At 69.9% G+C, this 25922-nt stretch carries 25 protein-coding genes and 1 riboswitch; of the genes, 12 read left to right on the forward strand and 13 right to left on the reverse strand.

The genetic code is table 11. The annotated features are described in order from the left end of the window. The first annotated feature begins 9 nt into the window (after nucleotides 1-9). The 3 genes from OG210_RS07325 (at nucleotide 10) to OG210_RS07335 (ending at nucleotide 1901) form a co-directional block, all read left to right on the forward strand. Entirely contained in the window at nucleotides 10-270 is a 261-nt protein-coding gene (locus OG210_RS07325; RefSeq protein WP_328331298.1) for a UBP-type zinc finger domain-containing protein, read from the forward strand. A gap of 297 nt (nucleotides 271-567) precedes the next feature. Next, nucleotides 568-981 (forward strand): anti-sigma regulatory factor, encoded by a 414-nt coding sequence (locus tag OG210_RS07330; RefSeq protein WP_164265750.1) that lies wholly within the window; start codon nucleotides 568-570, stop codon nucleotides 979-981. Then, entirely contained in the window at nucleotides 978-1901 is a 924-nt protein-coding gene (locus OG210_RS07335; protein ID WP_371535369.1) for an RNA polymerase sigma factor SigF, read from the forward strand. The genes OG210_RS07330 and OG210_RS07335 overlap by 4 nt, the downstream gene beginning before the upstream one ends. Before the next feature lie 45 nt (nucleotides 1902-1946). Here the strand turns inward: OG210_RS07335 and OG210_RS07340 are convergent, their stop codons facing one another. Beyond that, complete coding sequence (locus tag OG210_RS07340; RefSeq protein ID WP_328331297.1) at nucleotides 1947-2372, reverse strand: hypothetical protein; 426 nt, start codon at nucleotides 2370-2372, stop codon at nucleotides 1947-1949. Between the two features lie 82 nt (nucleotides 2373-2454). Here OG210_RS07340 and OG210_RS07345 point away from each other — a divergent pair, with 82 nt between their 5' ends. Both OG210_RS07345 and OG210_RS07350 read left to right on the forward strand, forming a co-directional pair. Further along, a complete protein-coding gene (locus tag OG210_RS07345; protein WP_371535372.1) occupies nucleotides 2455-3423 on the forward strand; it encodes a diacylglycerol kinase family protein in 969 nt (322 codons plus the stop codon). Nucleotides 3424-3742: 319 nt separating this feature from the next. Beyond that, on the forward strand, nucleotides 3743-4000 hold the full coding sequence (locus OG210_RS07350; RefSeq protein WP_004937597.1) for a WhiB family transcriptional regulator: 258 nt from the start codon (nucleotides 3743-3745) through the stop codon (nucleotides 3998-4000). Nucleotides 4001-4196: 196 nt separating this feature from the next. Here the strand turns inward: OG210_RS07350 and OG210_RS07355 are convergent, their stop codons facing one another. Further along, on the reverse strand, nucleotides 4197-5663 hold the full coding sequence (locus OG210_RS07355) for a histidine kinase N-terminal domain-containing protein (protein WP_328335605.1): 1467 nt from the start codon (nucleotides 5661-5663) through the stop codon (nucleotides 4197-4199). Between the two features lie 524 nt (nucleotides 5664-6187). Between OG210_RS07355 and nagB the strand changes: the two genes are divergently transcribed. Then, a complete protein-coding gene (gene nagB / locus OG210_RS07360; RefSeq protein ID WP_371535380.1) occupies nucleotides 6188-6973 on the forward strand; it encodes a glucosamine-6-phosphate deaminase in 786 nt (261 codons plus the stop codon). 94 nt (nucleotides 6974-7067) lie between these two features. Here the strand turns inward: nagB and OG210_RS07365 are convergent, their stop codons facing one another. The 4 genes from OG210_RS07365 to OG210_RS07380 form a co-directional block, all read right to left on the reverse strand. After that, nucleotides 7068-8579 (reverse strand): glycoside hydrolase family 3 protein, encoded by a 1512-nt coding sequence (locus OG210_RS07365; RefSeq protein WP_371535383.1) that lies wholly within the window; start codon nucleotides 8577-8579, stop codon nucleotides 7068-7070. A 9-nt stretch (nucleotides 8580-8588) separates the two neighbouring features. After that, on the reverse strand, nucleotides 8589-9419 hold the full coding sequence (locus OG210_RS07370; RefSeq protein WP_328331291.1) for a carbohydrate ABC transporter permease: 831 nt from the start codon (nucleotides 9417-9419) through the stop codon (nucleotides 8589-8591). After that, the gene (locus OG210_RS07375; protein WP_328331289.1) at nucleotides 9416-10402 is read right to left on the reverse strand and encodes a sugar ABC transporter permease; all 987 of its coding nucleotides are present in this window, start codon (nucleotides 10400-10402) and stop codon (nucleotides 9416-9418) included. The genes OG210_RS07370 and OG210_RS07375 overlap by 4 nt, the downstream gene beginning before the upstream one ends. A gap of 79 nt (nucleotides 10403-10481) precedes the next feature. Further along, nucleotides 10482-11759 (reverse strand): extracellular solute-binding protein, encoded by a 1278-nt coding sequence (locus OG210_RS07380; RefSeq protein ID WP_328331287.1) that lies wholly within the window; start codon nucleotides 11757-11759, stop codon nucleotides 10482-10484. Nucleotides 11760-12064: 305 nt separating this feature from the next. On the opposite strand from OG210_RS07380, the gene OG210_RS07385 reads away from it, so the two are divergent. The 5 genes from OG210_RS07385 (at nucleotide 12065) to OG210_RS07405 (ending at nucleotide 18711) form a co-directional block, all read left to right on the forward strand. Then, the gene (locus tag OG210_RS07385) at nucleotides 12065-12829 is read left to right on the forward strand and encodes a GntR family transcriptional regulator (RefSeq protein WP_328335604.1); all 765 of its coding nucleotides are present in this window, start codon (nucleotides 12065-12067) and stop codon (nucleotides 12827-12829) included. Between the two features lie 207 nt (nucleotides 12830-13036). Further along, the gene (locus tag OG210_RS07390; protein ID WP_328331285.1) at nucleotides 13037-13279 is read left to right on the forward strand and encodes a DUF3311 domain-containing protein; all 243 of its coding nucleotides are present in this window, start codon (nucleotides 13037-13039) and stop codon (nucleotides 13277-13279) included. Next, nucleotides 13276-14907, forward strand: coding sequence for a monocarboxylate uptake permease MctP (mctP, locus tag OG210_RS07395; RefSeq protein WP_328331283.1), 1632 nt, complete (start codon nucleotides 13276-13278; stop codon nucleotides 14905-14907). Before OG210_RS07390 ends, mctP begins: the two co-directional genes overlap by 4 nt. A gap of 181 nt (nucleotides 14908-15088) precedes the next feature. After that, a riboswitch (cobalamin riboswitch) is annotated at nucleotides 15089-15166 on the forward strand. Between the two features lie 150 nt (nucleotides 15167-15316). Next, nucleotides 15317-17686 carry a ribonucleoside-diphosphate reductase subunit alpha gene (locus OG210_RS07400; RefSeq protein WP_371535387.1) on the forward strand — a complete coding sequence of 790 codons (2370 nt, stop codon included), beginning with the start codon at nucleotides 15317-15319 and terminating at the stop codon, nucleotides 17684-17686. Continuing rightward, nucleotides 17686-18711 carry a ribonucleotide-diphosphate reductase subunit beta gene (locus OG210_RS07405; RefSeq protein WP_328331279.1) on the forward strand — a complete coding sequence of 342 codons (1026 nt, stop codon included), beginning with the start codon at nucleotides 17686-17688 and terminating at the stop codon, nucleotides 18709-18711. Before OG210_RS07400 ends, OG210_RS07405 begins: the two co-directional genes overlap by 1 nt. A gap of 73 nt (nucleotides 18712-18784) precedes the next feature. Here the strand turns inward: OG210_RS07405 and OG210_RS07410 are convergent, their stop codons facing one another. Next, nucleotides 18785-18973, reverse strand: coding sequence for a hypothetical protein (locus OG210_RS07410; RefSeq protein ID WP_328331277.1), 189 nt, complete (start codon nucleotides 18971-18973; stop codon nucleotides 18785-18787). Between the two features lie 81 nt (nucleotides 18974-19054). Here OG210_RS07410 and OG210_RS07415 point away from each other — a divergent pair, with 81 nt between their 5' ends. Next, on the forward strand, nucleotides 19055-20020 hold the full coding sequence (locus tag OG210_RS07415) for a helix-turn-helix domain-containing protein (protein ID WP_328331275.1): 966 nt from the start codon (nucleotides 19055-19057) through the stop codon (nucleotides 20018-20020). 25 nt (nucleotides 20021-20045) lie between these two features. Here the strand turns inward: OG210_RS07415 and def are convergent, their stop codons facing one another. The 6 genes from def to OG210_RS07445 form a co-directional block, all read right to left on the reverse strand. Then, nucleotides 20046-20675: a peptide deformylase gene (gene def / locus OG210_RS07420; RefSeq protein WP_328331274.1), complete on the reverse strand. Its 630-nt coding sequence runs from the start codon at nucleotides 20673-20675 to the stop codon at nucleotides 20046-20048. A 92-nt stretch (nucleotides 20676-20767) separates the two neighbouring features. Continuing rightward, the gene (locus OG210_RS07425; RefSeq protein WP_328331272.1) at nucleotides 20768-21751 is read right to left on the reverse strand and encodes a hypothetical protein; all 984 of its coding nucleotides are present in this window, start codon (nucleotides 21749-21751) and stop codon (nucleotides 20768-20770) included. A 153-nt stretch (nucleotides 21752-21904) separates the two neighbouring features. Continuing rightward, on the reverse strand, nucleotides 21905-23194 hold the full coding sequence (locus OG210_RS07430; RefSeq protein ID WP_328331270.1) for a metal-dependent phosphohydrolase: 1290 nt from the start codon (nucleotides 23192-23194) through the stop codon (nucleotides 21905-21907). After that, nucleotides 23191-24531: an HD-GYP domain-containing protein gene (locus tag OG210_RS07435; RefSeq protein ID WP_328331268.1), complete on the reverse strand. Its 1341-nt coding sequence runs from the start codon at nucleotides 24529-24531 to the stop codon at nucleotides 23191-23193. Before OG210_RS07435 ends, OG210_RS07430 begins: the two co-directional genes overlap by 4 nt. Nucleotides 24532-24790: 259 nt before the next feature. After that, a complete protein-coding gene (rsrA, locus tag OG210_RS07440) occupies nucleotides 24791-25105 on the reverse strand; it encodes a mycothiol system anti-sigma-R factor (protein WP_328331266.1) in 315 nt (104 codons plus the stop codon). Next, complete coding sequence (locus OG210_RS07445) at nucleotides 25102-25758, reverse strand: sigma-70 family RNA polymerase sigma factor (RefSeq protein WP_250297961.1); 657 nt, start codon at nucleotides 25756-25758, stop codon at nucleotides 25102-25104. Before OG210_RS07445 ends, rsrA begins: the two co-directional genes overlap by 4 nt. Between the last annotated feature and the right edge of the window lie 164 nt (nucleotides 25759-25922).

Here is a 25922-nt window from a genome sequence, read left to right on the forward strand (position 1 = left end):
CTGGCAATCATGAGCGAGTGCCAGCATGTTGCAGAACTGCCGCGCCCCCAGCCGGTCCCGTTGAGTGACACCTGTCCCGAGTGCCTGGCCATCGGGAGCCATCCCGTACAGCTGCGCCTGTGCCTGGTGTGCGGACACGTGGGCTGCTGCGACTCGTCCCCGTACCAGCACGCCACCGGGCACTTCAAGGAGACCGGGCACACGGTGATGCGGAGTTTCGAGCCGGGAGAGAGCTGGCGGTGGTGCTTTGTCGACGGTTCGATCGTCTGACTCTGGGTACGTCAACCGTTCGCTGCGTCTTTCCAGTTGGCCGAAGCACCCGGGGAACCCCGCGGAGCCGCCGGACATTCCGGAGAATCACAGCGCCGCAATCGGATGTGCACACCCCTGGCGACCGTACGTACTCATGGGCTTACCATGAGTGACAGTCGTGGGGTGGGGGTCCTGGCGACAGGGAACCATGGATCGCGATAGCGTCACGGCGTCAGGAAGCGACCATGTCACGCACGGTTGCGGGAGCAGAATTTCCCCGACCATGAACGAGCTTGTGCCACCTTGGAGGTGAGGGTGTCCCAGATCGCAGGCGAGCCCGGGACCCAGGACTTCGTGGAAGTCCGGCTGCCCGCTGCGGGTGCCTACCTGTCTGTGCTGCGTACGGCCACGGCCGGCCTCGCAGCACGCTTGGACTTCACCCTCGACGAGATCGAGGATCTGCGCATCGCGGTCGACGAGGCCTGCGCGATCCTGCTTCAGCAGGCCGTGCCCGGCTCCGTACTGAGCTGCGTGTTCCGTCTCATCGAGGACTCCCTCGAAGTGACGGTGTCCGCACCCACCACGGACGGCCGCGCACCGGAGCGCGACACCTTCGCCTGGACGGTGCTCTCGGCACTGGCGGGCAAGGTCGAGTCGACGGTGGCCGACGACCGCACGGTCAGCATCAGTCTGTACAAACAGCGCGGCGCTGGACCTGGACCGGCGTGAACGGGGACGGACCGGTGCGGGACGACGAGCGCGGCGCGCGGGCGCTGGGCACGGGGGACATCCCGGAGCAACAGGCCCGGCCGCATCCGGTGGAAGGCCTTTTGGAGTCGGCGGATCAGGCGGGCCTCATGAGCGAGCATCACGAGCACCACGAGCAGCACAACCCGCGGGACCGCAGCGGGGCGCGGGCGCTCTTCATCGAGCTGCGCGAGCTCCCGGACGGTTCGCCCGCCAAGGCCGAACTGCGCAACAGGCTGGTGCGGATGCATCTGCCGCTGGTCGAGCATCTGGCCCGCCGCTTCCGTAACCGCGGAGAGCCGCTGGACGATCTGACCCAGGTCGCCACGATCGGCCTGATCAAGTCGGTGGACCGGTTCGACCCGGACCGCGGGGTGGAGTTCTCCACGTACGCGACACCGACGGTGGTCGGCGAGATCAAGCGGCACTTCCGCGACAAGGGCTGGGCGGTCCGGGTGCCGCGCCGCCTCCAGGAGCTGCGGCTGTCGCTGACCACGGCCACGGCGGAGCTCTCCCAGCAGCACGGCCGGGCGCCCACGGTCCATGAGCTGGCGGAGCGGCTTGGCATCTCGGAGGAAGAGGTCCTGGAGGGCCTGGAATCCGCGAACGCCTACTCGACCCTCTCGCTGGACGTACCCGACACGGACGACGAGTCGCCCGCGGTGGCGGACACCCTGGGCTCGGAGGACGAGGCGCTCGAAGGCGTCGAGTACCGCGAGTCGCTCAAGCCGCTGCTGGAGGATCTGCCCCCGCGCGAGAAGCGGATTCTGCTGCTCCGGTTCTTCGGGAACATGACGCAGTCGCAGATCGCCCAGGAAGTGGGGATCTCGCAGATGCATGTCTCGCGGCTGCTGGCCAGGACACTGGCGCAGCTGCGGGAGCGCCTGCTGGTCGAGGAGTAGACACACTCACCGAGGAGCGGACACAGCAGCCGGGGGGCCAGGCCCCTAGGCCCCCCGCGCGCTCCTGATTCCCAGCGCCTTGGCCGTCGTCGGGTTCACCAGCAGGACGAGCGCCGCCAGGGCCACCACCGCGAGCACCGCACCCGCCGGAATCAGCACGCCCTGCGCGGAGAGCAGTGTCCATGCCACGGGCAACGCGATGAGCTGGGTGACGATCGCGGGGCCCCGGCTCCAGCTGCGGCGGAGCAGCAGCCCGCGGGCCGCGATCAGCGGGATGAGGGCGAGCACGATCAGCGTCAGGCCGGCCAGTGCGGACTGCCCGGGGCTGTCGCCGCCGAACACGCCCCTGCCGATCACGTAGAGCCCCCCGGCGGCCAGCGCCGCCCCTTCCAGCGCTGCCAGCGCCGCGGCGGTGGTCAGACGGGTGGGGCGGGGTCCGCTGGGCTGCTCTGCGGTCTGGTCGGTACTCACCCCTGCAGGGTAGCGGGCACCCCCGGGGCGGGATCGAGGCCGGGGCTGGGCCCGGTTCCAAGCGGTAGGTAATCTTCTGGTCATGCGCGCACTCCTCGTGGTCAATCCGGCAGCAACCACCACCAGTGCCCGCACACGTGACGTACTTCTCCACGCACTCGCCAGCGAGATGAAGCTGGAGGCCGTCACGACCGAGTACCGGGGGCACGCCCGTGACCTGGGCAGGCGGGCCGCGGAGAGCGACGACATCGACCTGGTCGTCGCGCTCGGCGGCGACGGCACGGTCAACGAGGTGGTCAACGGACTCCTCCACCACGGGCCGGACCCCGACAGGCTGCCCGGCCTGGCGGTCGTCCCCGGCGGCTCCACCAATGTCTTCGCCCGCGCGCTCGGCCTGCCCAACGACGCGGTGGAGGCGACCGGCGCCCTTCTGGACGCGCTGCGTGAGCGCCGCGAGCGGACGGTGAGCCTGGGCCTGGCGGCCGGCACCCCGGGCACGGCGGACGAGGGGGTCCCCTCGCGCTGGTTCACGTTCTGTGCCGGACTCGGGTTCGACGCGGGTGTCGTCGGCCGGGTCGAACAGCAGCGGGAACGCGGAAAGCGGTCCACCCACGCCCTCTATGTGCGTCAGGTCGTCCGCCAGTTCCTGGAGGAGCCGAGCCGCAGGCATGGCGCGATCACTCTGGAACGCCCGGGCCAGGACCCGATCACGGACCTCGTGATGTCCATAATCTGCAACACCTCTCCCTATACCTACCTGGGCAATCGCCCGATGTACGCCTCCCCCGAGGCCTCCTTCGACACCGCGCTCGATGTGCTGGGACTGTCGAAAATGTCACCCGCTCATGTGGCACGTTTCGCTACTCAATTGCTCACTTCGACGCCCGAACGAGGCCCCCACGGAAAGCACGCGGTTTCGCTGCACGACCTGACGGACTTCTCCTTGCATTCCAAGGTCCGGCTCCCCTTCCAGATGGACGGCGACCACCTGGGACTGCGTACCAGCGTGACGTTCACAGGCGTACGCCGTGCACTGCGTGTGATTGTGTGAGTGGAAGGACCCAAAGTCCTTTAACTCGAACGTTTGGGCTGGGATCCACCCCATGGAAGTACGGCTGTGACCTAGCCGACACCGAGGAATCAAAAAAAACTTTCCAGAAGGGGTTGTATCCGCCGCCGAGGTTTGCGAATCTCTACATGGCGCTCGGGACGGCCCGCAACACCGGCCTCCCTGAAAGCCAGAACCCCTCCTCAACACACAGGACCGCAACCAGGTCATCTGGAAGCAGGCCCTTCACTTGTCGGGGGATTCGTGAAAGCGTTCACATTCACAAGCACCCACACGTAACACCCTAAGAGAGGTAGCAGCCATGGACTGGCGTCACAACGCCGTTTGTCGTGAGGAAGACCCGGAGCTGTTCTTCCCCATCGGCAACACCGGTCCCGCGCTGCTGCAGATCGAGGAAGCCAAGGCCGTCTGCCGCCGCTGCCCCGTCATGGAGCAGTGCCTGCAGTGGGCGCTCGAGTCCGGCCAGGACTCCGGCGTCTGGGGTGGCCTCAGCGAGGACGAGCGCCGCGCGATGAAGCGCCGTGCCGCTCGCAACCGGGCGCGTAACGCGACCGCCTGACCACCCTGTTCACGAGCTTGAGCCAGGCGGCGCGCGTACAGCGAGTACGCACCACCGTCGCCCCCGAAACGCAGCGCGCAGTACCCCCGATGCGCACGCAGTAAGAGAACGCCGGGAGAGTTCCTCTCCCCCAGCACACAGTGAGCCCCGGACCACTTCGGTCCGGGGCTCGTTGCTGTGCTGGGAGGGGAAGGGGCTACGCGTCGCCCGGAACCGGTATGTCGAGCACCACATGGGTGCCGCGCTCCGGAGCCGGGACCATGTCGAACGAGCCGCCCAACTCCCCCTCCACCAGTGTCCGTACGATCTGGAGCCCCAGGTTCCCCGCCGTCTTCGCGTCGAACCCGTCGGGCAGTCCACGGCCGTCGTCCTGCACCGTGATGAGCAGCCTGGCATCCTCGCGCAGCCCGCCCCGGACGGCGGAGACCTCGACGGTGCCCAGCTCGCCCGGTCCGAAGGCGTGCTCCAGCGCGTTCTGCAGGACTTCGGTCAGCACCATGGCGAGCGGGGTGGCGACCTCGGCGTCCAGGATGCCGAAGCGGCCGGTACGGCGGCAGTCGACCTTTCCCGGTGAGATCTCGGACACCATCGCGATGACGCGGTCGGCGATCTCGTCGAACTCGACGCGTTCGTCCAGGTTCTGCGAGAGCGTCTCGTGGACGATCGCGATGGAACCGACGCGCCGCACCGCCTCGTTGAGCGCTTCCCTGCCGCGGTCCGAGTCCATCCGCCTGGCCTGGAGGCGCAGAAGTGCCGCCACCGTCTGGAGGTTGTTCTTCACCCGGTGGTGGATCTCCCGGATGGTGGCGTCCTTGGTGATCAACTCGCGTTCGCGGCGGCGCAGTTCCGTGACGTCCCGCAGCAGCACCAGCGAGCCGATCCGGGTGCCCTTCGGGGAGAGCGGGATGGCGCGGAGCTGGATCACCCCGTCGTTCCCCTCGACCTCGGTCTCCCTCGGCGCGTAGCCGCTGGCCAGTTTGACCATGGCCTCGTCGACGGGGCCGCGGGACGGCGCGAGGTCGGTGGTCAGCTGGCCGAGGTGCTGGCCCACCAGGTCGGACGCGAGCCCGAGGCGGTGATAGGCGGAGAGGCCGTTGGGGCTGGCGTACAGGACCACCCCGTCCGCGTCGAGGCGGATCATCCCGTCCCCGACCCGGGGGGACGCGTCCATGTCGACCTGCTGGCCCGGGAAGGGGAACGACCCCGCGGCGATCATCTGGGCCAGGTCGGACGCCGACTGGAGGTAGGTGAGTTCGAGGCGCGACGGGGTGCGGACGGTGAGCAGGTTGGTGTTGCGGGCGATCACTCCGAGCACCCGGCCCTCCCGGCGTACGGGGATGGACTCCACCCGTACCGGCACCTCCTCGCGCCACTCCGGGTCGCCCTCGCGCACGATCCGGCCCTCGTCGAGAGCGGCGTCGAGCAGCGGACGCCGGCCACGTGGAACGAGATGGCCGACCATGTCGTCCTGATAGGAGGTGGGGCCGGTGTTCGGCCGCATCTGTGCCACGGAGACATAGCGGGTGCCGTCGCGGGTGGGCACCCACAGCACCAGGTCGGCGAAGGACAGGTCGGAGAGCAGCTGCCACTCCGAGACCAGCAGGTGCAGCCACTCGAGGTCGGTGTCGCTCAGAGCGGTGTGCTGGCGTACGAGATCGTTCATGGAGGGCACGTGTGTGAGCGTACCCGCCGGATTCTTTCTGCCGTACGCATGGACAGAGGAGAATGGTCTAGTCCACAATGTGCGTGCAAAGACTTCTGCTCTCCCCGCACAGGAGAGTGGAGACGAGGTACGAGGCGCTCTCTGCCCTGACTGCGCCAAGTCCTCCCCACGGCCGCCGGGCACCGCACACCTGACGGCCGATGCAGCTGAGGGCTGCGGTGCCGTACGGCCGGGCCGAGGGTCCCGACCACACCGGCGCCGCGGCCCACAGTCGTTTCCGGGGCGGTGCCGGGCGGCTCACCCCGCCACGACACCCGCACCCCGCCCGGGCCAGGCCCGCATCGCGGTCTCCGCGAGCAGTTCGAGAGCGTGCACGGGAGCGCCGCGATCCACATGCGGTCCACGCGCCTTCAGCCGAACATGAGATGAGGACATGAGGCAGGGGGAACCCCTGGCGGGAAAGGCGCGCTCTGCTAGATTGGTCTATACCACATGTTTGCACTCTCCAGATCGGCAGGCCCAGCGTGGAAGTTGTCATCGTCCCGGACGCCAAGGCAGGCGGCGAAGTCATCGCGGAGGCCATCGCCGGCCTGCTGCGCCGCAAGCCCGACGCTCTGCTCGGTGTCGCCACCGGATCGACCCCGCTGCCCGTCTACGAGGCGCTGACCGACAAGGTGCGCGCGGGGGCCGTCGACGCGGCGCGGGCGCGGATCTGCCAGCTCGACGAGTACGTGGGGCTGCCGGCCGGGCACCCCGAGTCGTACCGCTCGGTGGTGCTGCGCGAGGTCGTGGAGCCGCTCGGGCTGACCGAGGCCTCCTTCATGGGCCCCGACGGCTCGGCCGAGGACATTCCGGCGGCCTGCGCGGCGTACGACAGGGCGCTCGCCGAGGCCGGCGGGGTCGACCTCCAGCTCCTGGGCATCGGCACCGACGGGCACATAGGCTTCAACGAGCCCTGCTCCTCGCTCGCCTCCCGTACCCGGATCAAGACGCTCACCGAGCAGACCCGGGTCGACAACGCCCGGTTCTTCGACGGTGACATCGACCAGGTACCGCACCACGTCGTCACCCAGGGCATCGGGACGATCCTGGAGGCCCGCCATGTGGTGCTGCTGGCCACCGGCGAGGGCAAGGCCGAGGCCGTGGCGCAGACCGTCGAGGGGCCGGTGGCCGCCGTGGTGCCTGCCTCCGCGCTCCAGTTGCACCGGCACGTGACGGTCGTCGTGGACGAGGCGGCCGCGTCCAAGCTGAAGCTGGCCGACTACTTCCGTGCGACGTACGCGTCGAAGCCGGAGTGGCAGGGCCTGTAGCGGTATCCGAGCAGCGAAAGGGCCGGGCACCCCGTGGGTGTCCGGCCCTTTCGTTCGTTCCGCTCCGCCGGTTCGTTGCGCTCCGCCCGGTTCGCTACCGTCCGGCGCCCGTGATGAACTCGGCCGCCGCGCGGCCGCAGACCCGCGCCGCGCCGTGGGTCGCCAGATACAGCGCCCCGCGCGGCTCCGCCCGCGGCACGCCCATCTCGACCACGACGGTGTCGGGGCGGGCCGCGAGCAGCGCGTCCAGCGCCTCCGTCATCCACGGGTGGCGGTGGGCGTCGCGGACGACCGCGACGATCGTGCGCTCCCCCGCGGCCGAGAGCACATCGGCCGGTGCGCTGTCCGCGCCGTACCTGCCGGTCCCGGTGCCGGGCAGCAGCGCGGCCAGCTCGGCGGCGATGCCCCACGGGGTCTCGTCGCCGACGGCGATGTTCGCCCCCGGTGTGAAGGCGGCGACGTACGGGGCGGTGGTCAGCGGCCGGTGGTCGGACGGGGTGGCGCGGAGCGCCCTGCGGGCCGCGACGAGCCCGATACCGGAGCCGGGCGCGGTCCCCTCCTGCGACGCCGCGCCCGGCTCCGAAGCCCCCCTGGCCCGGTGGGTCCACCCCGCGAGCTCACGTACGCGCGCGGCGGCGTCCGCCAGCCGTTCCTCGGGCAGTTCGCCCGTCCGTACCGCCGCCACCAGGGCGTCACGCAGCCGCAGTACGGTGCCCTCGTCCGAGAGACCGCCGCCCACGCAGATGGCGTCGGCGCCCGCCGCGACGGCGAGGACGCTGCCGCGCTCGATCCCGTACGTCGACGCGATGGCACGCATCTCCATACCGTCGGTGACGATCAGCCCCTCGTAACCGAGTTCGTGGCGCAGCAGCCCGGTGAGGATCTGCGGGCTCAGCGTCGCCGGGCGCTCGCGATCGAGTGCGGGAAGCAGGATATGCGCACTCATGACCGACTTGGAACCCGCGGCGATCGCGGCCCTGAAGGGCACGAGTTCGCGGGCGTGCAGCGTCGCGAGGTCCACGTCGATCAGGGGCATGGCGTGGTGCGAGTCGACGGCGGTGTCGCCGTGGCCCGGGAAGTGCTTGGTGCAGGCGGCGACTCCGGCGGCCTGCAGCCCCTCGACGTACGCGGCGGTGTGCCGGGCGACCAGCGCGGTGTCGGCGCCGAAGGACCGTACGCCGATGACCGGGTTGTCCGGATTGGAGTTGACGTCCGCGGACGGGGCCCAGTTGAGGTTGACCCCGCAGTCGGCCAGCCGCCGGCCCAGCTCACGGGCGACGGCCCGGGTCAGCTCCGGGTCGTCGACCGCGCCGAGCGCGAGATTGCCGGGAAAGGAGGACCCGGTGCGCACTTCGAGGCGGGTCACGTCGCCGCCCTCCTCGTCGATCGCGACGAGGACGTCGTCCCGCTCGGCCCGCAGCTGGGCGGTGAGCGCGGCGACCTGGGGGGCGCTGGTGACGTTGCGGCCGAACAGGCCGACGGATGCGAGCCCTTCGCCGATCCTGCGCAGCAGCCAGTCGGGGGCGGTGGTGCCCGCGAAGCCGGGCTGGAGGACGGCGAGGGCGTCGCGGGTGAGCTTGTCCGTGCCCGTCGTGATGGTGGTCATGGAGCGCCGTTATCCCTTCACTGCACCGGAGGTGAGACCACTGACCGCCTTGCGCTGCAAGTAGACGAAGAGGACCAGGATCGGGATGGCGAAGAGCGAGGAGGCCGCCATGGTCGCACCCCAGTCGTCGCCGAACGCCGTCTGGAACTGGGAGAGCCACAGCGGGAGCGTCTGCGAGCCGATGTCCTTGTTGAGAATGAGCACCAGCGGGAACTCGTTCCACGCGGTGATGAAGCCGAAGAGCGAGGTGGCCATCAGCCCTGGGCCGAGCAGCGGGAGGATCACCTTCATGAAGGCCTGGGGGCGGGTACAGCCGTCGACCATGGCGGACTCCTCCAGCTCCTTGGGCACCGCGGCCACATAGCCCCGCAGCGTGAGGATCGTGAAGGGCAGCACCATCATCATGTAGAAAACCGTCAGCGGGACCAGGCTGTCCAGCATGTCCGCGTCCCGGACCAGCATGTAGACCGCGATGACCATGACCTCCCAGGGCGCCATCTGCGCGACCATGAAGGTCAGGAGCACCCCGCGCTTGCCCTTGAAGCGCATCCGCGCCATGGCGAACGACGCGAGGAGCGCGATCACCAGCGACGAGAGCACCGAAACCACCGTGACCACCACGGAGTTGCGCACCAGCGTCCAGAAGTGGTCCGCGCTGAGGACCTTGCTGAAGTGCGAGAAGGTGAAGTCCGTCGGGAACCACACGGGGGTGTCGGTGATGATGTCGCCGGTCGGCTTGAAGGCCGTGCTGAACATCCAGTAGACGGGGAAGGCGAAGCCTATGAAGAGGATGATCGCCGTTGCGTTGGGCCAGAACCGGCTGAACAGTGAGCGCCTCACAGTTCGTCCTCCTCTTGCTTCAGTACGGTGCGAAGGTAGTAGCCGGTCAGCACGAGCAACGCGATGATCGTCAGGAACGAGATCGCGGCGCCCATGCCGAAGTGCTGGTTCCCGACGCCCTCGACGAAGGCGTACACGGGCAGCGTCTCGGTGAGCCGGTCGGGGCCGCCGCCGTTGATCGCGAAGAGCTGGGCGAAGGACTTGAAGACCCAGATGACTTCGAGGAACGTCGTGGCCAGCAGGAACGGCTTGAGGAACGGGAACGTCACCGAGGTGAAGCTCTTCCAGGTCCCGGCGCCGTCCAGCGACGCGGCCTCGTACAGCTCCTTCGGGATGGTGGTCGACGCGGCGTAGAGGTTGATCGCCACGAAGGGGATCGACTGCCAGACGATCAGCAGGGTCACCACCGAGAAGGTGGAGAACTGGCTGCCGGTCCAGTTGAAGTCGGCCATCGAGTGCCAGCCGAGGGTGTCGAGTACGTAGTTGACGACACCGAAGCGCTGGGCGAACAGCCACTGGTAGACGGTGGTGGCGGCGATGACCGGCATGGCCCAGGCGAGCACCAGGCCCAGCATCAGGAGCAGCCGCATCTTCTTGCCGAGGCGGGCGAGCAGCAGGCCGGTCAGCGCGCCGAGGACCATGATCAGTACGACGTTCGCGGCGGTGAAGAAGACCGACCGCTCGACGACCTTCCAGAAGTCCGAGCCGCCCAGGACGTCCTGGTAGTTGGAGAAGCCGTTCCACTCGGTCAGGTGGAGGATGAGCTGGCGCGGGTTGAGGTTCTGGAACGACAGCATGCCGTTCTTGACCAGGGGGTATCCCAGCAGCACCACGGTGGCGAGCAGTGCGGGCAGCAGGAGCAGATAGGGGCCCGCGCTCCCGGCTCTCCTCCTGGGCGCCGCCGCCGGGCCGCCGGGTGGCGCGTCTTCCTTGCGGGGGCCGGCCTCCGGGACCGAGTCCGCTTGTTCGGTCTGCACTGACATGCTCGCCATCTCTTCTTGAGCCGTACGGTCGAGATCCACGCGGGGACGCCGGGGCGGTGGCCCGCCCCGGCGTCTGCGGTCAGTTCTTCTGCGCCAGGCGCTTGTTGATCTCACCCTCGACGGCGGACGCGGCGGCGGCCGGCGACTTCCCGGAGAGGACCGAGGTCATGTAGTTCTTGATCGGGTTGGGCTCGTTCTCCACGGCGGCCCACTCGGGGATGAGCGGGGTGGTGCCACCGACTGCGGCGGCGGGGGCAGCGGCTTCACCAGCGGCATTGCCCTTGAGGTTGGAGTTGAGCGACTCCTTGTTCGGGATGATGCCGCTCTCCTTGGCGAGCGCGCCCTCGAACTTGTCCCCGAGCGCCATCTTCAGGAACTCCTTGGCCAGGTCCTGCTTCTTGCTGGCCGCGGCCACCGCGAAGTTCGAGCCGCCGAGGAAGACGCCCTCGGGCTTGGCGGCCGTCTCACCGGGGATGGTGAAGTAGCCGATGTCCTTGGCGATCTTCTTGTTGGCCGCGATGGCCGTACCGGCCTCCCAGCCCATGCCGATGAAGGCGCCGACGTTGCCCTTGGCGAAGACCTGGGCCTGCTGCGGGGTGGCCTCGTCCTTGTCCTTGGGCGCCTGGGAGTACGACTGGTACTTCTTGTAGAGCTCCATGGCGGCGGAGACCTTGGGGTCGGCGAGGTTGGAGACGTACTTGTCGCCGTCCTTCTTGACGAGGTCCGCGCCCTGGCCGATGGTGAGGCCGTCGAAGAAGTACCAGTTCTGGCCGGGCAGGTAGATCGGCTCGGCCTTGCCCTTCTTCTTGATCGCGTCGAGGTCCTTGAAGAACTCGGCGCGGGTCTTCGGGGTGCCGGTGATGCCGGCGTCCGCCCAGACCTTCTTGTTGTAGATGACCACGCGGTTGGCGAAGTACCAGGGCGCGGCGTACGACTTGCCCTGGTAGACCGAGGACTTGCTGAGCGACGGCGTCCAGTCGGCGCCGATCTCGCTCTTCAGGTCGCTGAGGTCGGCGAGGCCGCCGGTCGCCGCGTACGCCGGGGTCTGTGTGTTGCCGACCTCGATGACGTCCGGCGGGGTCGACTCGGAGAGGGCGGTGGTGATCTTCTGCTGGATCCCGTCCCACTTCTGCGTCTGGAAGTTGACCGTGGCGCCGGTCTTCTTCTTGAAGGCGGCCTGGAGGTTCTTGGTCCAGCCGGGAGGCGTGGAGCCGTCCATCGCCCAGACGGTCAGGGTCTGCCCCTTGTAGCCGTCGGCCCCCGCCTTCTTGCTGCTGTCCTTACTGTCCGAGCCACAGGCCGCGACGCTTGCCAGCATTGCCGCCACACCGATCGCCGCGATGAGTCCGCGCTTCACGACACCCTCCTCAGGGATGCAAAAAACACTTCCCCCCACCACCCGAGAACGCCGTTCTGCCGCAACAAGTGCGACCGGTACTGCCCGTGGGGCTGGGACCTGGTCTTTAATGGTTTAGACCAGTACCGGGAGCTTGGCCTAGACCTATTGGGGTGTCAAGGGTGTATAAGAAAGGCTGTCGTGTCCGTTATCGGACCGACACCTGAGGGAGGGCGTCGTCCCGTGACCGGACCGTGCCACCATGTGAGCCGCGACAGACGGAGGAGCCGGTGACGGCAGCAGCGCAGCACTCGGGAAGGCAGGCCATGGGCACCAGCGGGGGGACAGCCGAGACGGAGACCGCGGCGCCCGGACGTACCGCCCGGGTGCCCAAGTACTACCGGCTCAAGCGTCACTTGCTCGACATGACCGAGACCCTGCCGCCGGGCACCCCGGTGCCACCGGAGCGGACGCTGGCCGCCGAGTTCGACACCTCGCGCACGACCGTGCGGCAGGCGCTCCAGGAGCTGGTCGTGGAGGGCCGGCTGGAACGCATCCAGGGCAAGGGCACCTTTGTGGCCAAGCCCAAGGTCTCGCAGGCCCTGCAGCTCACCTCATACACCGAGGACATGCGGGCGCAGGGTCTTGAGCCCACGTCCCAGCTGCTCGACATCGGCTATGTCACCGCGGACGACACCCTCGCGGGACTGCTCGACATCACGGCCGGCGGGCGGGTGCTGCGCATCGAGCGGCTGCGGCTCGCGAGCGGTGAGCCGATGGCCATCGAGACGACGCACCTGTCGGCCAAGCGCTTCCCCGCGCTGCGCCGATCGCTCGTGAAGTACGCCTCGCTCTACACTGCGCTGTCCGAGGTGTACGACGTCCGGCTGGCCGAGGCCGAGGAGACGATCGAGACCTCACTGGCCACCCCGCGGGAGGCCGGGCTGCTCGGTACGGACGTGGGGCTTCCGATGCTGATGCTCTCGCGCCACTCGGTCGACGAGCGGGGCGAGCCGGTGGAGTGGGTGCGCTCGGTCTACCGCGGCGACCGCTACAAGTTCGTCGCCAGGCTGCGGCGGCCCACCGACTGAGGCGGCGGGGCGGTCCCGGTGAGGGGACACTCGCGGGCCTGGTCCGGCGCAGCCCAGCACCTGCGGAATCGGCACTCTCCGCCGAAATCCCCCAGGATGACCGGTGTTGCCATTCCGGTATGCGGATAGGGGTTACGTCGAATGAGCATCCTCGCCTAGATTTCCTGCGCGTTGTACCAGGTGCTCAGTGAGGGGACGGACCGCACCATGCCCGAGAAAAGACCCGTGATCACGCCGGTGCGCGTGATCATCGCGGTATGCCTGATCGCACCCTTTGTCGCCATGCTCTGGGTGAGTTCGTACGCGAAGGTGGACCCGGCCTTCATCGGCATCCCGTTCTTCTACTGGTACCAGATGCTCTGGGTGCTCATTTCGACGGCGCTCACGATGACCGCGTACAAGCTGTGGCAGCGTGACCAGCGCGCCCGCAAGGGGGGTGCGTCCGCATGAAGGACGGTGTGAACGGCGTCGCGCTCGGCGTCTTCATCTTCTTCTTCGTGGCCGTCACGGTCGTCGGCTTCCTGGCCGCCCGCTGGCGCCGCGCCGACAACGCTGCCACCCTCGACGAATGGGGCCTGGGCGGGCGGTCGTTCGGCACCTGGGTCACCTGGTTCCTGCTGGGCGGCGACCTCTACACGGCGTACACCTTCGTCGCCGTACCCGCGGCCATCTACGCTGCGGGCGCGGCCGGGTTCTTCGCCGTGCCGTACACGATCCTGGTCTACCCGCTGATCTTCACCTTCCTGCCGCGGCTCTGGTCGGTCTCGCACAAGCACGGGTACGTGACGACGTCGGACTTCGTCCGGGGGCGGTTCGGCTCGAAGGGGCTCTCGCTGGCCGTCGCGGTCACCGGCATCCTCGCCACGATGCCGTACATCGCCCTCCAACTGGTCGGCATCCAGGCCGTGCTCGACGTCATGGGCGTCGGCGGCGAGGGCAGCAACTGGTTCATCAAGGACCTCCCGCTGCTGATCGCGTTCGCGGTGCTCGCCGCGTACACGTACTCGTCGGGGCTGCGGGCCCCCGCCCTGATCGCGTTCGTCAAGGACGGCCTGATCTACATCGTCATCCTGGTGGCGATCATCTACATCCCGATCAAGCTCGGCGGCTTCGACGACATCTTCGCCAAGGCCGGCCACGCGTTCTCGCAGACCAACCCGGCGACGGGCAAGCCGCGCGGGGCGCTCGCACCGGGCGCGGCGGGTCAGTGGGGTTACGCGACGCTGGCGCTCGGGTCGGCGCTCGCGCTGTTCATGTACCCGCACTCGATCACGGCGACGCTCTCCTCGCGCAGCCGCAACGTGATCCGCCGCAACACCGCGATCCTGCCGCTGTACTCGCTGATGCTGGGGCTGCTCGCGCTGCTCGGCTTCATGGCGATCGCCGCCGGCATCAAGGTGAAGAACGGCCAGCTGGCGATCCCGCAGCTGTTCGAGAACATGTTCCCCGACTGGTTCGCGGGCGTGGCCTTCGCGGCCATCGGCATCGGTGCGCTGGTGCCGGCCGCGATCATGTCCATCGCGGCGGCGAACCTCTTCACCCGCAACATCTACAAGGACTTCATCAAACCGGGCGCGACACCCGCCCAGGAGGCCAAGGTCTCCAAGCTGGTCTCGCTCGTGGTGAAGGTCGGCGCGCTGATCTTCGTGCTCGCCATGGACCCGACGGTGGCGATCAACTTCCAGCTGCTCGGCGGTATCTGGATCCTCCAGACGATGCCGGCGCTGGTCGGCGGGCTCTTCACCCGGTGGTTCCACCGCTGGGCGCTGCTCGCGGGCTGGGCGGTCGGCATGGTGTACGGCACGCTCGCCGCGTACGGTGTGGCGAGCCCGACCCAGGCGCACTTCGGCGGCTCCTCCAAGGAGATCCCGGGCATCGGCCAGATCGGCTACATCGGTCTGACGGCGTTCGTGCTGAACGTCGTGGTGACGCTGGTGCTCACCCTCGTGCTCAACGCGCTGAAGGCACCGGCCGGAATCGACGAGACCTCCCCGGAGGACTACACGGCGGACGCCGGTGACGAGGGCGTCCAGGTGGAGCTCCCGCCGGCCACAGAGGCGGCCCCGGCCGCCCACTAGCCACCGGCCGCACACTGGGCCGCACGCTCCGCCAGGGGCCGCCGCACCTCCCTCCCAGGGGGCTGCGGCGGCCCTTCGTCATGCCCCTCCGCCCCTCCCTTCCGCCCTCCACGACACAACATATGGGGGGTGCTTTCCGACGGGCACCCCACATGTATGCTCATGCTCGCTGTCGCCGCAGGGGAATCCGGTGCGAATCCGGAACTGTCCCGCAACGGTGTGATCAGTGCGCTTTCGCGCACCGTGGAGTCCGAGGACCTGTCGACGGCGCATCCGGCTCGACCGAACCGGATGGGAATCGTCCGGGCCTCGCGGTTGGGCCTGCGGATGCTGTGCGGTGTGCTGCTCTGCTGTGCCCGTACGCACCCGTGCCCCCGCCGGCCCCCAGCCGAGCGAGGGAGAGCGCACCGTGACCATCGCGCCCACCGCACCTGTCTCCGAGCAGGTGGCGGACGCCCCGGGAACCGTACTTCTGCGGACCCTGACCGACCTCACCGCCGATCTCACCGACACCGACCCCGGCAAGGTCGCCGCGGCCGCCCTGCGCGGGCGCAACGCGGCGTCGGACGCGGCCGAGTTGCGGGAGCTGGCCACCGAGGCGGCAGCCGGTCTGATCTCCGAGGACCCCGCGTACTCGCGGCTCGCGGCCAGGCTGCTCACCCGCACCATCGCGGACGAGGCGGCGGGACAGGGCGCGGTGTCGTTCTCCTCATCGGTCGCCACCGGGCACCGCGAGGGCCTGATCGCCGACCGCACGGCCGACTTCGTACGGCTCCACGCGGAGCGGCTCGACGCGACCATCGACACCGGGGCCGACGACCGCTTCGGGTACTTCGGGCTGCGCACCCTCTACAGCCGCTACCTGCTGCGCCATCCCCTCACCCGCCAGGTCATCGAGACGCCCCAGCACTTCATGCTCCGGGTCGCCTGCGGTCTCGCCGCCGACGAGTCCGCGGCCGCCCTGGACGAAGTGGCCTCGCTGTACGGGCTGATGAGCCGCCTCGACTACCTGCCCTCCTCCCCCACGCTCTTCAACTCGGGCACCCGCCACCCGCAGATGTCCTCCTGCTATCTGCTGGACTCGCCGCTCGACCAGCTGGACTCGATCTACGGGCGCTACCACGAGGTGGCACGGCTCTCGAAGCACGCGGGCGGCATCGGCCTCTCGTATTCCCGTATCCGCTCCCGCGGTTCGCTGATCCGCGGCACCAACGGGCACTCCAACGGCATCGTCCCCTTCCTCAAGACCCTGGACGCCTCGGTCGCCGCGGTGAACCAGGGCGGCCGGCGCAAGGGCGCAGCCGCCGTCTACCTGGAGACCTGGCACTCGGACATCGAGGAGTTCCTGGAGCTGCGCGACAACACCGGTGAGGACGCCCGGCGTACGCACAACCTCAACCTGGCCCACTGGGTGCCCGACGAGTTCATGCGCCGGGTCGACGCGGACGGCACCTGGTCGCTGTTCTCGCCCGCCGACGTGCCGGAACTGACCGACCTCTGGGGCGACGCCTTCGACGCCGCCTACCGCAAGGCCGAGGCCGACGGGCTGGCCAGGAAGACCATCTCCGCACGGGAGCTGTACGGGCGGATGATGCGCACCCTCGCGCAGACCGGCCAGGGCTGGATGACCTTCAAGGACGCGTCGAACCGTACAGCCAACCAGACGGCCGAGCCCGGCTCGGTCGTCCACTCGTCGAACCTGTGCACCGAGATCCTGGAGGTGACGGACGACGGCGAGACCGCGGTCTGTAACCTGGGCTCGGTCAACGTCGGCGCGTTCGTCTCGGACGGCTCGCTCGACTGGGAGCGCCTCGACGCGACCGTCCGCACCGCGGTCACCTTCCTCGACCGGGTCGTGGACATCAACTTCTACCCGACCGAGCAGGCGGGCCGCTCCAACGCCAAGTGGCGGCCGGTGGGCCTGGGCCTGATGGGGCTCCAGGACGTCTTCTTCCAGCTGCGGCTGCCCTTCGACTCACCGCAGGCGAAGGCGCTCTCCACCCGGATCTCCGAGCGGATCATGCTCGCCGCCTACGAGGCGTCCTGCGACCTCGCCGAGAAGAGCGGCCCGCTGCCCGCCTGGGAGAAGACCCGGGCGGCGCGCGGTGTGCTGCACCCCGACCACTACGCGACCGAGCTGACCTGGCCGGAGCGGTGGGACGCGCTGCGCGCCCGGATCGCGAGGACCGGGATGCGCAACTCGCTGCTGCTGGCCATCGCGCCCACGGCGACCATCGCCTCGATCGCCGGGGTGTACGAGTGCATCGAGCCGCAGGTCTCCAACCTCTTCAAGCGCGAGACGCTCTCGGGTGAGTTCCTCCAGGTCAACGCGTACCTGGTGAACGAGCTGAAGGAACTGGGCGTCTGGGACGCGCAGTCCCGTGAGGCGCTGCGCGAGGCCAGCGGGTCGGTGCAGGGATTCAGCTGGATCCCCGAGGAGGTCCGGGCGCTGTACCGCACGGCGTGGGAGATCCCGCAGCGCGGTCTGATCGACATGGCGGCGGCCCGTACTCCGTACATCGACCAGAGCCAGTCGCTGAACCTCTTCCTGGAGACGCCCACCATCGGGAAGCTCTCCTCGATGTACGCGTACGCGTGGAAGCAGGGCATCAAGACCACGTACTACCTGCGTTCGCGTCCGGCGACGCGTATCGCACGGGCGGCGCGCTCCACCGCCGTGCCCGTCCCCATCCCCGCACAGCAGGATCCGGCCGCCGCCGACGCGGACGCCATCGCCTGCTCCCTTGAGAACCCCGAGTCCTGCGAGGCCTGCCAGTAATGAGCGACGAAATCCAGAAGCCCGCGAAGAACCTGCTCGACCCGGGCTTCGAACTGACGCTGCGTCCGATGCGCTACCCGGACTTCTACGAGCGCTACCGCGACGCGATCAAGAACACCTGGACGGTCGAGGAGGTCGACCTCCACTCGGACGTGACCGACCTGGCCAAGCTCTCGCCGGGTGAGCAGCACATGATCGGCCGACTGGTCGCGTTCTTCGCGACGGGCGACTCGATCGTCTCCAACAACCTGGTGCTGACGCTCTACAAGCACATCAACTCCCCCGAGGCGCGGCTGTATCTCTCGCGCCAGCTGTTCGAGGAGGCCGTGCACGTCCAGTTCTATCTGACGCTGCTCGACACCTATCTGCCCGACCCGGAGGACCGCGCGGCGGCCTTCGACGCGGTCGAGGAGATCCCCTCCATCCGCGAGAAGGCGCAGTTCTGCTTCCGCTGGATGGACTCCGTGGAAAAGATCGAACGGCTGGAGACGCAGGCGGACCGCCGCCGCTTCCTGCTGAACCTGATCTGCTTCGCCGCGTGCATCGAGGGGCTGTTCTTCTACGGCGCCTTCGCGTACGTGTACTGGTTCCGCTCGCGGGGGCTGCTGCACGGTCTGGCGACCGGCACCAACTGGGTGTTCCGGGACGAGACCATGCACATGAACTTCGCGTTCGAGGTGGTCGACACGGTCCGCAAGGAGGAGCCCGAGCTCTTCGACGACGCGCTGCGCCAGCAGGTCACCGACATGATGCGCGAGGCGGTCGAGGCGGAGCTGCAGTTCGGCCGGGACCTGTGCGGCGACGGGCTGCCGGGGATGAACACCGAGTCGATGCGCGAGTACCTCCAGTGCGTCGCCGACCAGCGGCTGACCCGGCTGGGCTTCGCTCCGGTGTACGGCTCGGAGAACCCGTTCTCCTTCATGGAGCTGCAGGGCGTGCAGGAGCTGACGAACTTCTTCGAGCGGCGCCCTTCGGCGTACCAGGTCGCCGTCGAGGGCTCGGTCTCCTTCGACGACGACTTCTGAGCCGGACCGGTTCTGAGCCGGACCGGTTCCGAGCCGGACCGGTTCCGAGCCGCTCCGGGCAGTTCGAGGGCAACTACGGCTGGGGGGTCAGTGTCAGTGCGCAACCCCCCGGCTCCCGCTCGGTGAAGCACGGTCCGGGGTCGGGGCGGCGCTGGGCGAGCTGGCGGTCGATGCGGCGCTCGTAGGCGTGCCAGATCAGTGAGGGCAGCGCCAGGATGACGAAGACGGCGAGCACGGTCAGGTAGTCCAGGAATGTGTTCATGCGTCAACTGTGGCGCCGGACGCCCGGGAAAATCAGTGGCAGGACTGACATGCACCGTCGAATTGCTGCCACACTGGGGCCATGATGAAGAACGTCGTCGTGGTCCTGATGGAGGGCGTCAATCCGTTCGAACTCGGCGTGGTCTGCGAGGTGTTCGGCCTCGACCGGAGTGACGAGGGGCTGCCGGTGTACGACTTCGCGGTGGCGTCCGCCGAAGGGCCCGTACTGGAGACGCACGCCGGGTTCACGCTCAGCACCGAACACGGCCTGGAACGCCTCGAAGAGGCCGATCTGATCGCGGTGCCGGCCGCCGAGTCCCGGGGGAACCGCGACTACCCGCCGGCCCTCCTCGACGCGCTGTGCCGGGCGGTGGACCGCGGCGCCCGGGTGCTCAGCGTCTGCTCGGGTGTGTTCGTGCTCGGTTCGGCGGGACTGCTCGACGGCCGCCGCTGCGCCGCGCACTGGCGCCACGCGGACGAGCTGGCCCGCGCCTTCCCGCTGGCCAGGGTCGAACCCGATGTGCTGTACGTGGACGAGGGGTCCGTCATCACATCGGCCGGGACGGCGGCCGGCATCGACGCCTGCCTGCACATCGTCCGCAAGGAGCACGGGCCGCACGTCGCCAACAGGATCGCCCGGCGGATGGTGGTCCCGCCCCATCGCGACGGCGGCCAGGCCCAGTTCGTCGAGCGTCCGGTGAGCCCGGAGCGGGCGGACAGCGTCGCCGGTGTACTCGGCTGGATGGAACAGCATCTGAACGAGGAGCAGACCGTGGAGCAGCTGGCGGCCCGCGCCCTGATGTCACCGCGCACCTTCGCCCGCCGCTTCCAGCAGGAGACGGGGACGACGCCGTACCGCTGGCTGCTGCGTCAACGGGTGCTGCTGGCCCAGGAGTTGCTGGAGGCGTCCGACGAGACGGTGGACTCGATCGCGGGCCGGGTCGGCTTCGGTACGGGTGCGGGGCTGCGCCACCACTTCCTCCGTACACTCGGCACCACCCCGAACGCCTACCGGCGGACGTTCCGGGGCCCGGTCGGCGCGGCCTGACCGGGCCCGGGCCCGCCGGGTGAGGTCAGAGGTTGGGGATGGTCTCGTAGCGCGGCGTGCCGTCCTCCATCTGCCGCAGCGCGTCCTTGCGGTCGCGCTTGGACAGGCGGTCGATGTACAGGTAGCCGTACAGGTGGTCCGTCTCGTGCTGGAGGCAGCGGGCGAAGTAGCCGGTGCCGCGCACCTTCACCGGGTTGCCTTCGGCGTCCTGTCCGGTGACCTCCGCGTAGTCCGGGCGGGCCAGCTCGGCGTACGCGGTCGGGACCGAGAGGCAGCCCTCGTTGGACTCGTCGAGCCGGCGGCGGTCGGCCGGGGTCTCGGCGAGCACCGGGTTGCAGACGGCTCCGACATGGCGATTGCCGTCGTCGTCGAGGCAGTCGTAGACGAAGACCTTGAGGTCGACACCGATCTGGTTCGCGGCCAGGCCCACGCCTTCGGCGGCCTTCTGGCTGGCGAACATGTCGTCGATCAGCTGGGCGAGCTCGGCGTCGAACGACGTGACGTCCTTGCACTCCCGGTGGAGCACCGGATTGCCCACGACGGTGATGGGACGGGCGGTGCCACGGGCGCGGTGGGCCTCCTCGCGCTCCTCGCAGTCCTCGGTGTCCACGACGAAACCGTCATTTACCTGCTGGTCCGTCTGCTCCTGCGACATGTCCGCCGTACGCCTTCCTCAAAAACCCGGATCGATCCCGTACAGCTTAGACCGACCGTCCGTTGGGGTGCGGCCGGCAAGAGGAAGCGTGCTCAGCAGACCTCTTCCAGGTCCCGCCACTCCCGGCTGTCGGGGCTGTCGGCGACCCAGCCGTCGAGCAGTCCGCGCACCAGTCCCGCCGGGGCGGCTATGCCGCACTCGCGCTCCGCGACCCAGAGCCCGCCCGCCGTGCGGTACCCGAGCGGGCCGGGGTGGCCGGGCTCGCTGTGGTCGTGCGGGTCGGGGGGCTGCTCGCCCTCGCTCTCGTCGCTCTCCATCTGCGACTCGGAGCAGGCGCGACAGAGCAGCCGGACGGAGGACGACCAGTCCTCGGCGGCGAACCCGGCGTCGGCCGCCAGCTGCTCCAGGGCGTCCCGGTCGGCCTCGGTCGCCGCTTCGAGCAGCACCACCCAGGTCGGCACCGGCGAGGGCGCCCACAGCTCGATCTCGTCGAAGACGGGGTAGGAGGGGCCCGCTGCGGTGACGCGCTCGCCGTTGGGGACGCCGTCGTGCAGGACGACCTCGCCCCAGCGCCTGCCGGACGACGGCAGCGGGATGGAGAGCACCTCGATGCGGGCGGGGTCGAGCCGGCGGCCCCAGACCACCTCGGCCTCCCCCTCGGGGGAGAGCCGCACGGCGGCCGAGCCGAGGTCCATACCGACCGGCTCACCGCTGGCCGCGGGCTCGCCCGGGACCCGCAGCCCGTACGCCTGCCAGGCCCGGCGGGCCAGCGGCCAGTCCTGCAGCGCTGTGGCCGCGATCCCGACGTTCCACCAGTCCGGGGCGCCCGCCTCGCGGTCCAGGAGCGCCACGGCGCGCAGGCCCGCGGTCCGCGCCCGGTCCCAGTCGTGCCGGAACTTGTGCAGCAGGGCCAGATTGAACCAGGACTCGGACAGCCACGGTTCGAGATCGGCCGCGCGGGTGAGCAGCGCTCCCGCGTCGTCGTACCGACCGTCGCCGATCAGCGTGAACGCGCGGTCCGTGGCCTGCCGCCAGGATGCGGAGGGCCGATGCCGTACCTTCCCGAAGATCCTCACGATTCCCGCCTGCCGGTAGCTGAAGGTCTCTGCTTCCCGGGCTCCGATTCCCCCGGACGCCCTCTCTTCGCATCCAACCATGCCCGGTCGGAGCGGCGCTCATTACCCACTGGTTACCCGCTCCGGGGCCCGGATTCCGCCCCCGGGACACCGTCAGGCGACACCGCCCCGGGAGAGCACACGGGCCAGGGATTCCACGACTTCCGGCTGGTAGTCGTGGGCGGTCCCCAGACGCAGCCGCTCCAGCGCACCGAGCGGTCCGCCCGCACCTCTCACTCCTTCACTTTCCCCTGCCAGGTCCTCGTACGCATTGACGGCCCGGACAATCCGGGCGGTGAGCGGCTGCTCCCGGTACGGATCCGCCTGCCGCTCCACGATCACGGCGACCTTCGCGTCGACCCCGGTCTGGCGGACCACGGCGCCGCCGAGCAGCGCGATCCTGCGCTGCTCGGCGGGCGGCAGCGGTGCGGTGGCGCCGCCGGGTACCGGGTCGACGAGGGAGAGCTGGCCGATGTCGTGCATCAGGGCCGCGTACTCCAGGACGGTCAGTACCGGTTCGGACAGCCCCAGCTCGCGGCCGACGGCCCGGCTGAGCCCGGCGACCCTGCGGGCGTGGCCGTGCGGGGTGTATCCGGCGATCTCGGTGGCGCGGGCGAGGGAGGTGATGGTCTGCCGGTAGGTCGTGCGGACCAGCGCGTGGCGGCGCAGCGAGAGCTGGGTGAGCAGCAGCGGTACGGAGAACACGGGCAGCGCCCAAAGACCGGCGACCGCGACGCCGAGCGCCATCACGACACCGGTGGCGCAGACGGCCGAGCCGATGCCCGCGAGTGCGCGCAGTTCGTCGCGGAGCAGCGGCCCGATGGGGACCCCGCCGGTCGAGCGGGGGCCGGAGCCCGGGGACGGGCAGCAGGTGCGTGCGTGGGCCATCGCGGCGGCCAGGACGGCGTCGCAGAGGGCGGTGAGGCCGAGCAGCAGGAGCAGTACGACGGCGTACCAGGGGCCGCGCACCGCCCAGGCGGCTGTCCGCCCCGGGCCGCACAGGGGCTGGAAGCAGGCGGCGGCGAAGGCCACCGTGAGCATCCGGCGGGCCATCTGGTCGGCGGTGGGACCACGGCCGCGCGCGACGTGCGGGGCGGTGCCGGCGAGCGTGCCCGCCACGACGACGGCGACGACCTGGGGGACGCCGTGGACGGTGGGGTGGCCGCCGTTCTGGCCGAGCAGTGCGTAGGCGAGGGCTCCGGCGGCGCCGAGCGGGGCGGGTTCGCGCTCGCTGCCGGGGCCGGTGCGGCGGGTGAGTTCGCCCGCCGCGACGAGTATCCCGAAGGCGAGCGCGGTGTCCGCGTCGCCGACGCCGTGCCAGAGGGTCCAGCCGAGACCGGCCGCGGCGACCAGGGCGGCGGCTCCGTGGACGAGGCGCACGGGGCAGGGCGTACGGGCGCTCACGCGGGATGCTCCACATCGGCGGGCGGGCCGGGCGCCGCGGCCCGGGCGGGGGCGGGCGGTACCTCGCCGTGCGGGCAGGCGTCCGGTTCGTCGGCGGTGACGGCGGGGTGCCAGCCGTGCCGGGCCAGCGCCCGTACGAAAGCCTGGACCATCAGCGGGTCGAACTGCGTCCCCGCGCACCGCAGCAGCTCCCGCAGGGCGGCGTCGACGGGTCTGGCCCGCCGGTAGGAGCGGGTGGACGTCATGGCGTCGAAGGCGTCGGCGATGGCGACGACCCGGGCGAACTCGGGGATCTGCTGCCCGGAGAGCCCGTACGGGTAGCCGGAGCCGTCGAGCCGTTCGTGGTGGTGGAGGATGGCGGCCCTGGCCTCCCCCAGGAAGCCGATGCCGCGGACCATCTCGTGCCCGTACTCGGGGTGCAGCTCGATGACGCGGCGCTCGTCGGGCGTCAGCGGCCCGTCCTTCCTGAGCAGCCTGGTGGGTACCCCGAGCTTGCCCACGTCGTGCAGGATCCCGGCGAAGCGCAGCGCCTCCAGCCGGTCCCCGGCCATGCCCAGCTCCCCGGCGATCATCGCGGATGCCTGGCCGACGCGTTCGCTGTGGCCGCGGGTGTACTGGTCCTTGATGTCGACGGCCTGGACCAGCGCCCGGATCGTCGCCCGGTGGGCGGCGCGCTCGCGGTGGTACTGCGCGAAGACCCAGCTGGAGATGTACATGGGCAGCAGTACGAAGAGGGCGGCGGGCGGCCCGAAGGGGCTGCGCCACAGAACCGCCATCATGAGCCCGGCCAGCCCGTGCACGGTGTACGGGGCGAGTGAGCGCGGCAGCGCCCGGCGTGCGGTGCGGACGGGCAGCCGCTCGGCGGTGGCCCGTACGGCGCCGTCCAGTGCGGTCAGGGCCAGGCAGAGGACCAGCGCGGCGGCGAGGGCGGGCAGCAGGGCGTACGGGAGGCCGGGGGTACCGCGCTCCCCGCCGAAGAGCGCGGAACCCCCGACTTCCGCGGCGGCCCGTACGGCGATGGCGAGCTGCGCGGCGTGCCAGACGCGCCGGACGCCGTACGGAGAGTGCTCGGTGGCGCCGAGCAGCGCCCCGGGCACGGCGGTGAGGGCGGCGGCAGCGGGCGGCAGGAGCAGCGCGGCGGCGAGGAGTACGGCGAAGAACGACCCGGCCCCCGGCGACCTGCGGGCGAGCAGCTCGCATCCGGCGTACACGGCGGCGAGCAGGGCCACGGCCGTCCAGGGCGTGGCGGGGTCGGTGACGGCGGGCAGCACACAGCCGGCGGCGCCCAGGACCGCGCACAGGATGCAGGCACGCGCGGTCCGCGGCAGTGCCCGCATGGCGGCCCCTTCCTCCGGGATCCGTACGGCTCCGGCGTCCGTACAGGTTGGGGAGAATAGGCGCGGGCGGGCGGCCGGGGGGCCGCATCGGCGGATCAGCAGCCCATCGGGTGACAGCCCGGGGCGGAAACGGGGCGGCCACAGGGCGGGCGCATCACGACACGGAGCGGGACCGCGGCTCATGCGCCGCGGTCCCGCTCCCGCTGTGTCCGTGTGCGCCGGTTGCCCGGCCGGGCGGCGCCGCCGTCCCGGCGGCCGGTCACTCCTGGGCGGCCGCCGACCGGTCGGTGACGGTGATGTCCTGGTCGGACACCGCCTGCCCCGAGCGGATCAGATCGATGCGTCCCATGACCTTGGACCGGAGGTCCGCGGGTACGTCGTCACTGCCGCAGCAGCGCTTCACCAGCTTCTTGACGGCCTGCTCCAGGCCGTACTTCTCCAGGCACGGGGAGCATTCCTCGAAGTGCACCTCGAACTTGGTGCAGTCGTTGTCCGGCATCTCGTGGTCGAGGAACTCGTAAAGATGGTCCAGGACCTCGGAGCAGTCCGTTTCGTGCGGCTCTCCGCAGCTCATGAGCCCGAACCTTTCGCTTCGTTCGACTCTCCGGCGCCCGCGGGGACCAGCCCGCGGTCGCGTGCGTAGTCCTCCAGCATGCCGCGCAGCTGGCGGCGGCCCCGGTGCAGCCGGGACATGACCGTCCCGATGGGTGTCCCCATGATGTCTGCGATCTCCTTGTACGCAAAGCCCTCGACATCGGCGAGATACACCGCGATGCGGAACTCCTCGGGGATCGCCTGGAGCGCGGACTTCACGTCCGAGTCGGGCAGGTGGTCGAGCGCCTGCGACTCGGCGGAGCGCAGCCCCGTGGACATGTGCGACTCGGCCCGGGCGAGCTGCCAGTCCTCGATCTCCTCGGCGGCACTGCGCTGAGGTTCACGCTGCTTCTTGCGGTACGAGTTGATGAACGTGTTCGTGAGGATGCGGTACATCCACGCCTTGAGGTTGGTCCCCTCCCGGAACTGGTGGAACGAGCCGTACGCCTTCGCGTAGGTCTCCTGCACCAGGTCCTCGGCATCGGCCGGATTGCGCGTCATACGCAGCGCGGCCGAGTACATCTGGTCGAGGTAGCCGAGGGCATCCCGCTCGAAGCGGGCATTGCGCTCCGCGGCCGTCTCTTCCGCATGGCCGTCTTCGGTCCCTGTGTCGGTCCCAGTGACCGGACCCACCTCCTCCAACGCCTTGGCGGATCCGAATGCGGACCCACTCGAATCGGAGGATAGACGACGATCCGGTCCGCCCGCCGCCCGGGAAGGAGCGCCCTGCGCTGCCGAAAGCACGGTCCACTCCAGGTCAGCGGCGTTCGGGCGGCGCGGGCAGATGGTCGAACCCA

It is taken from the genome of Streptomyces sp. NBC_00466, assembly GCF_041433995.1.
Lineage (GTDB): Bacteria > Actinomycetota > Actinomycetes > Streptomycetales > Streptomycetaceae > Streptomyces.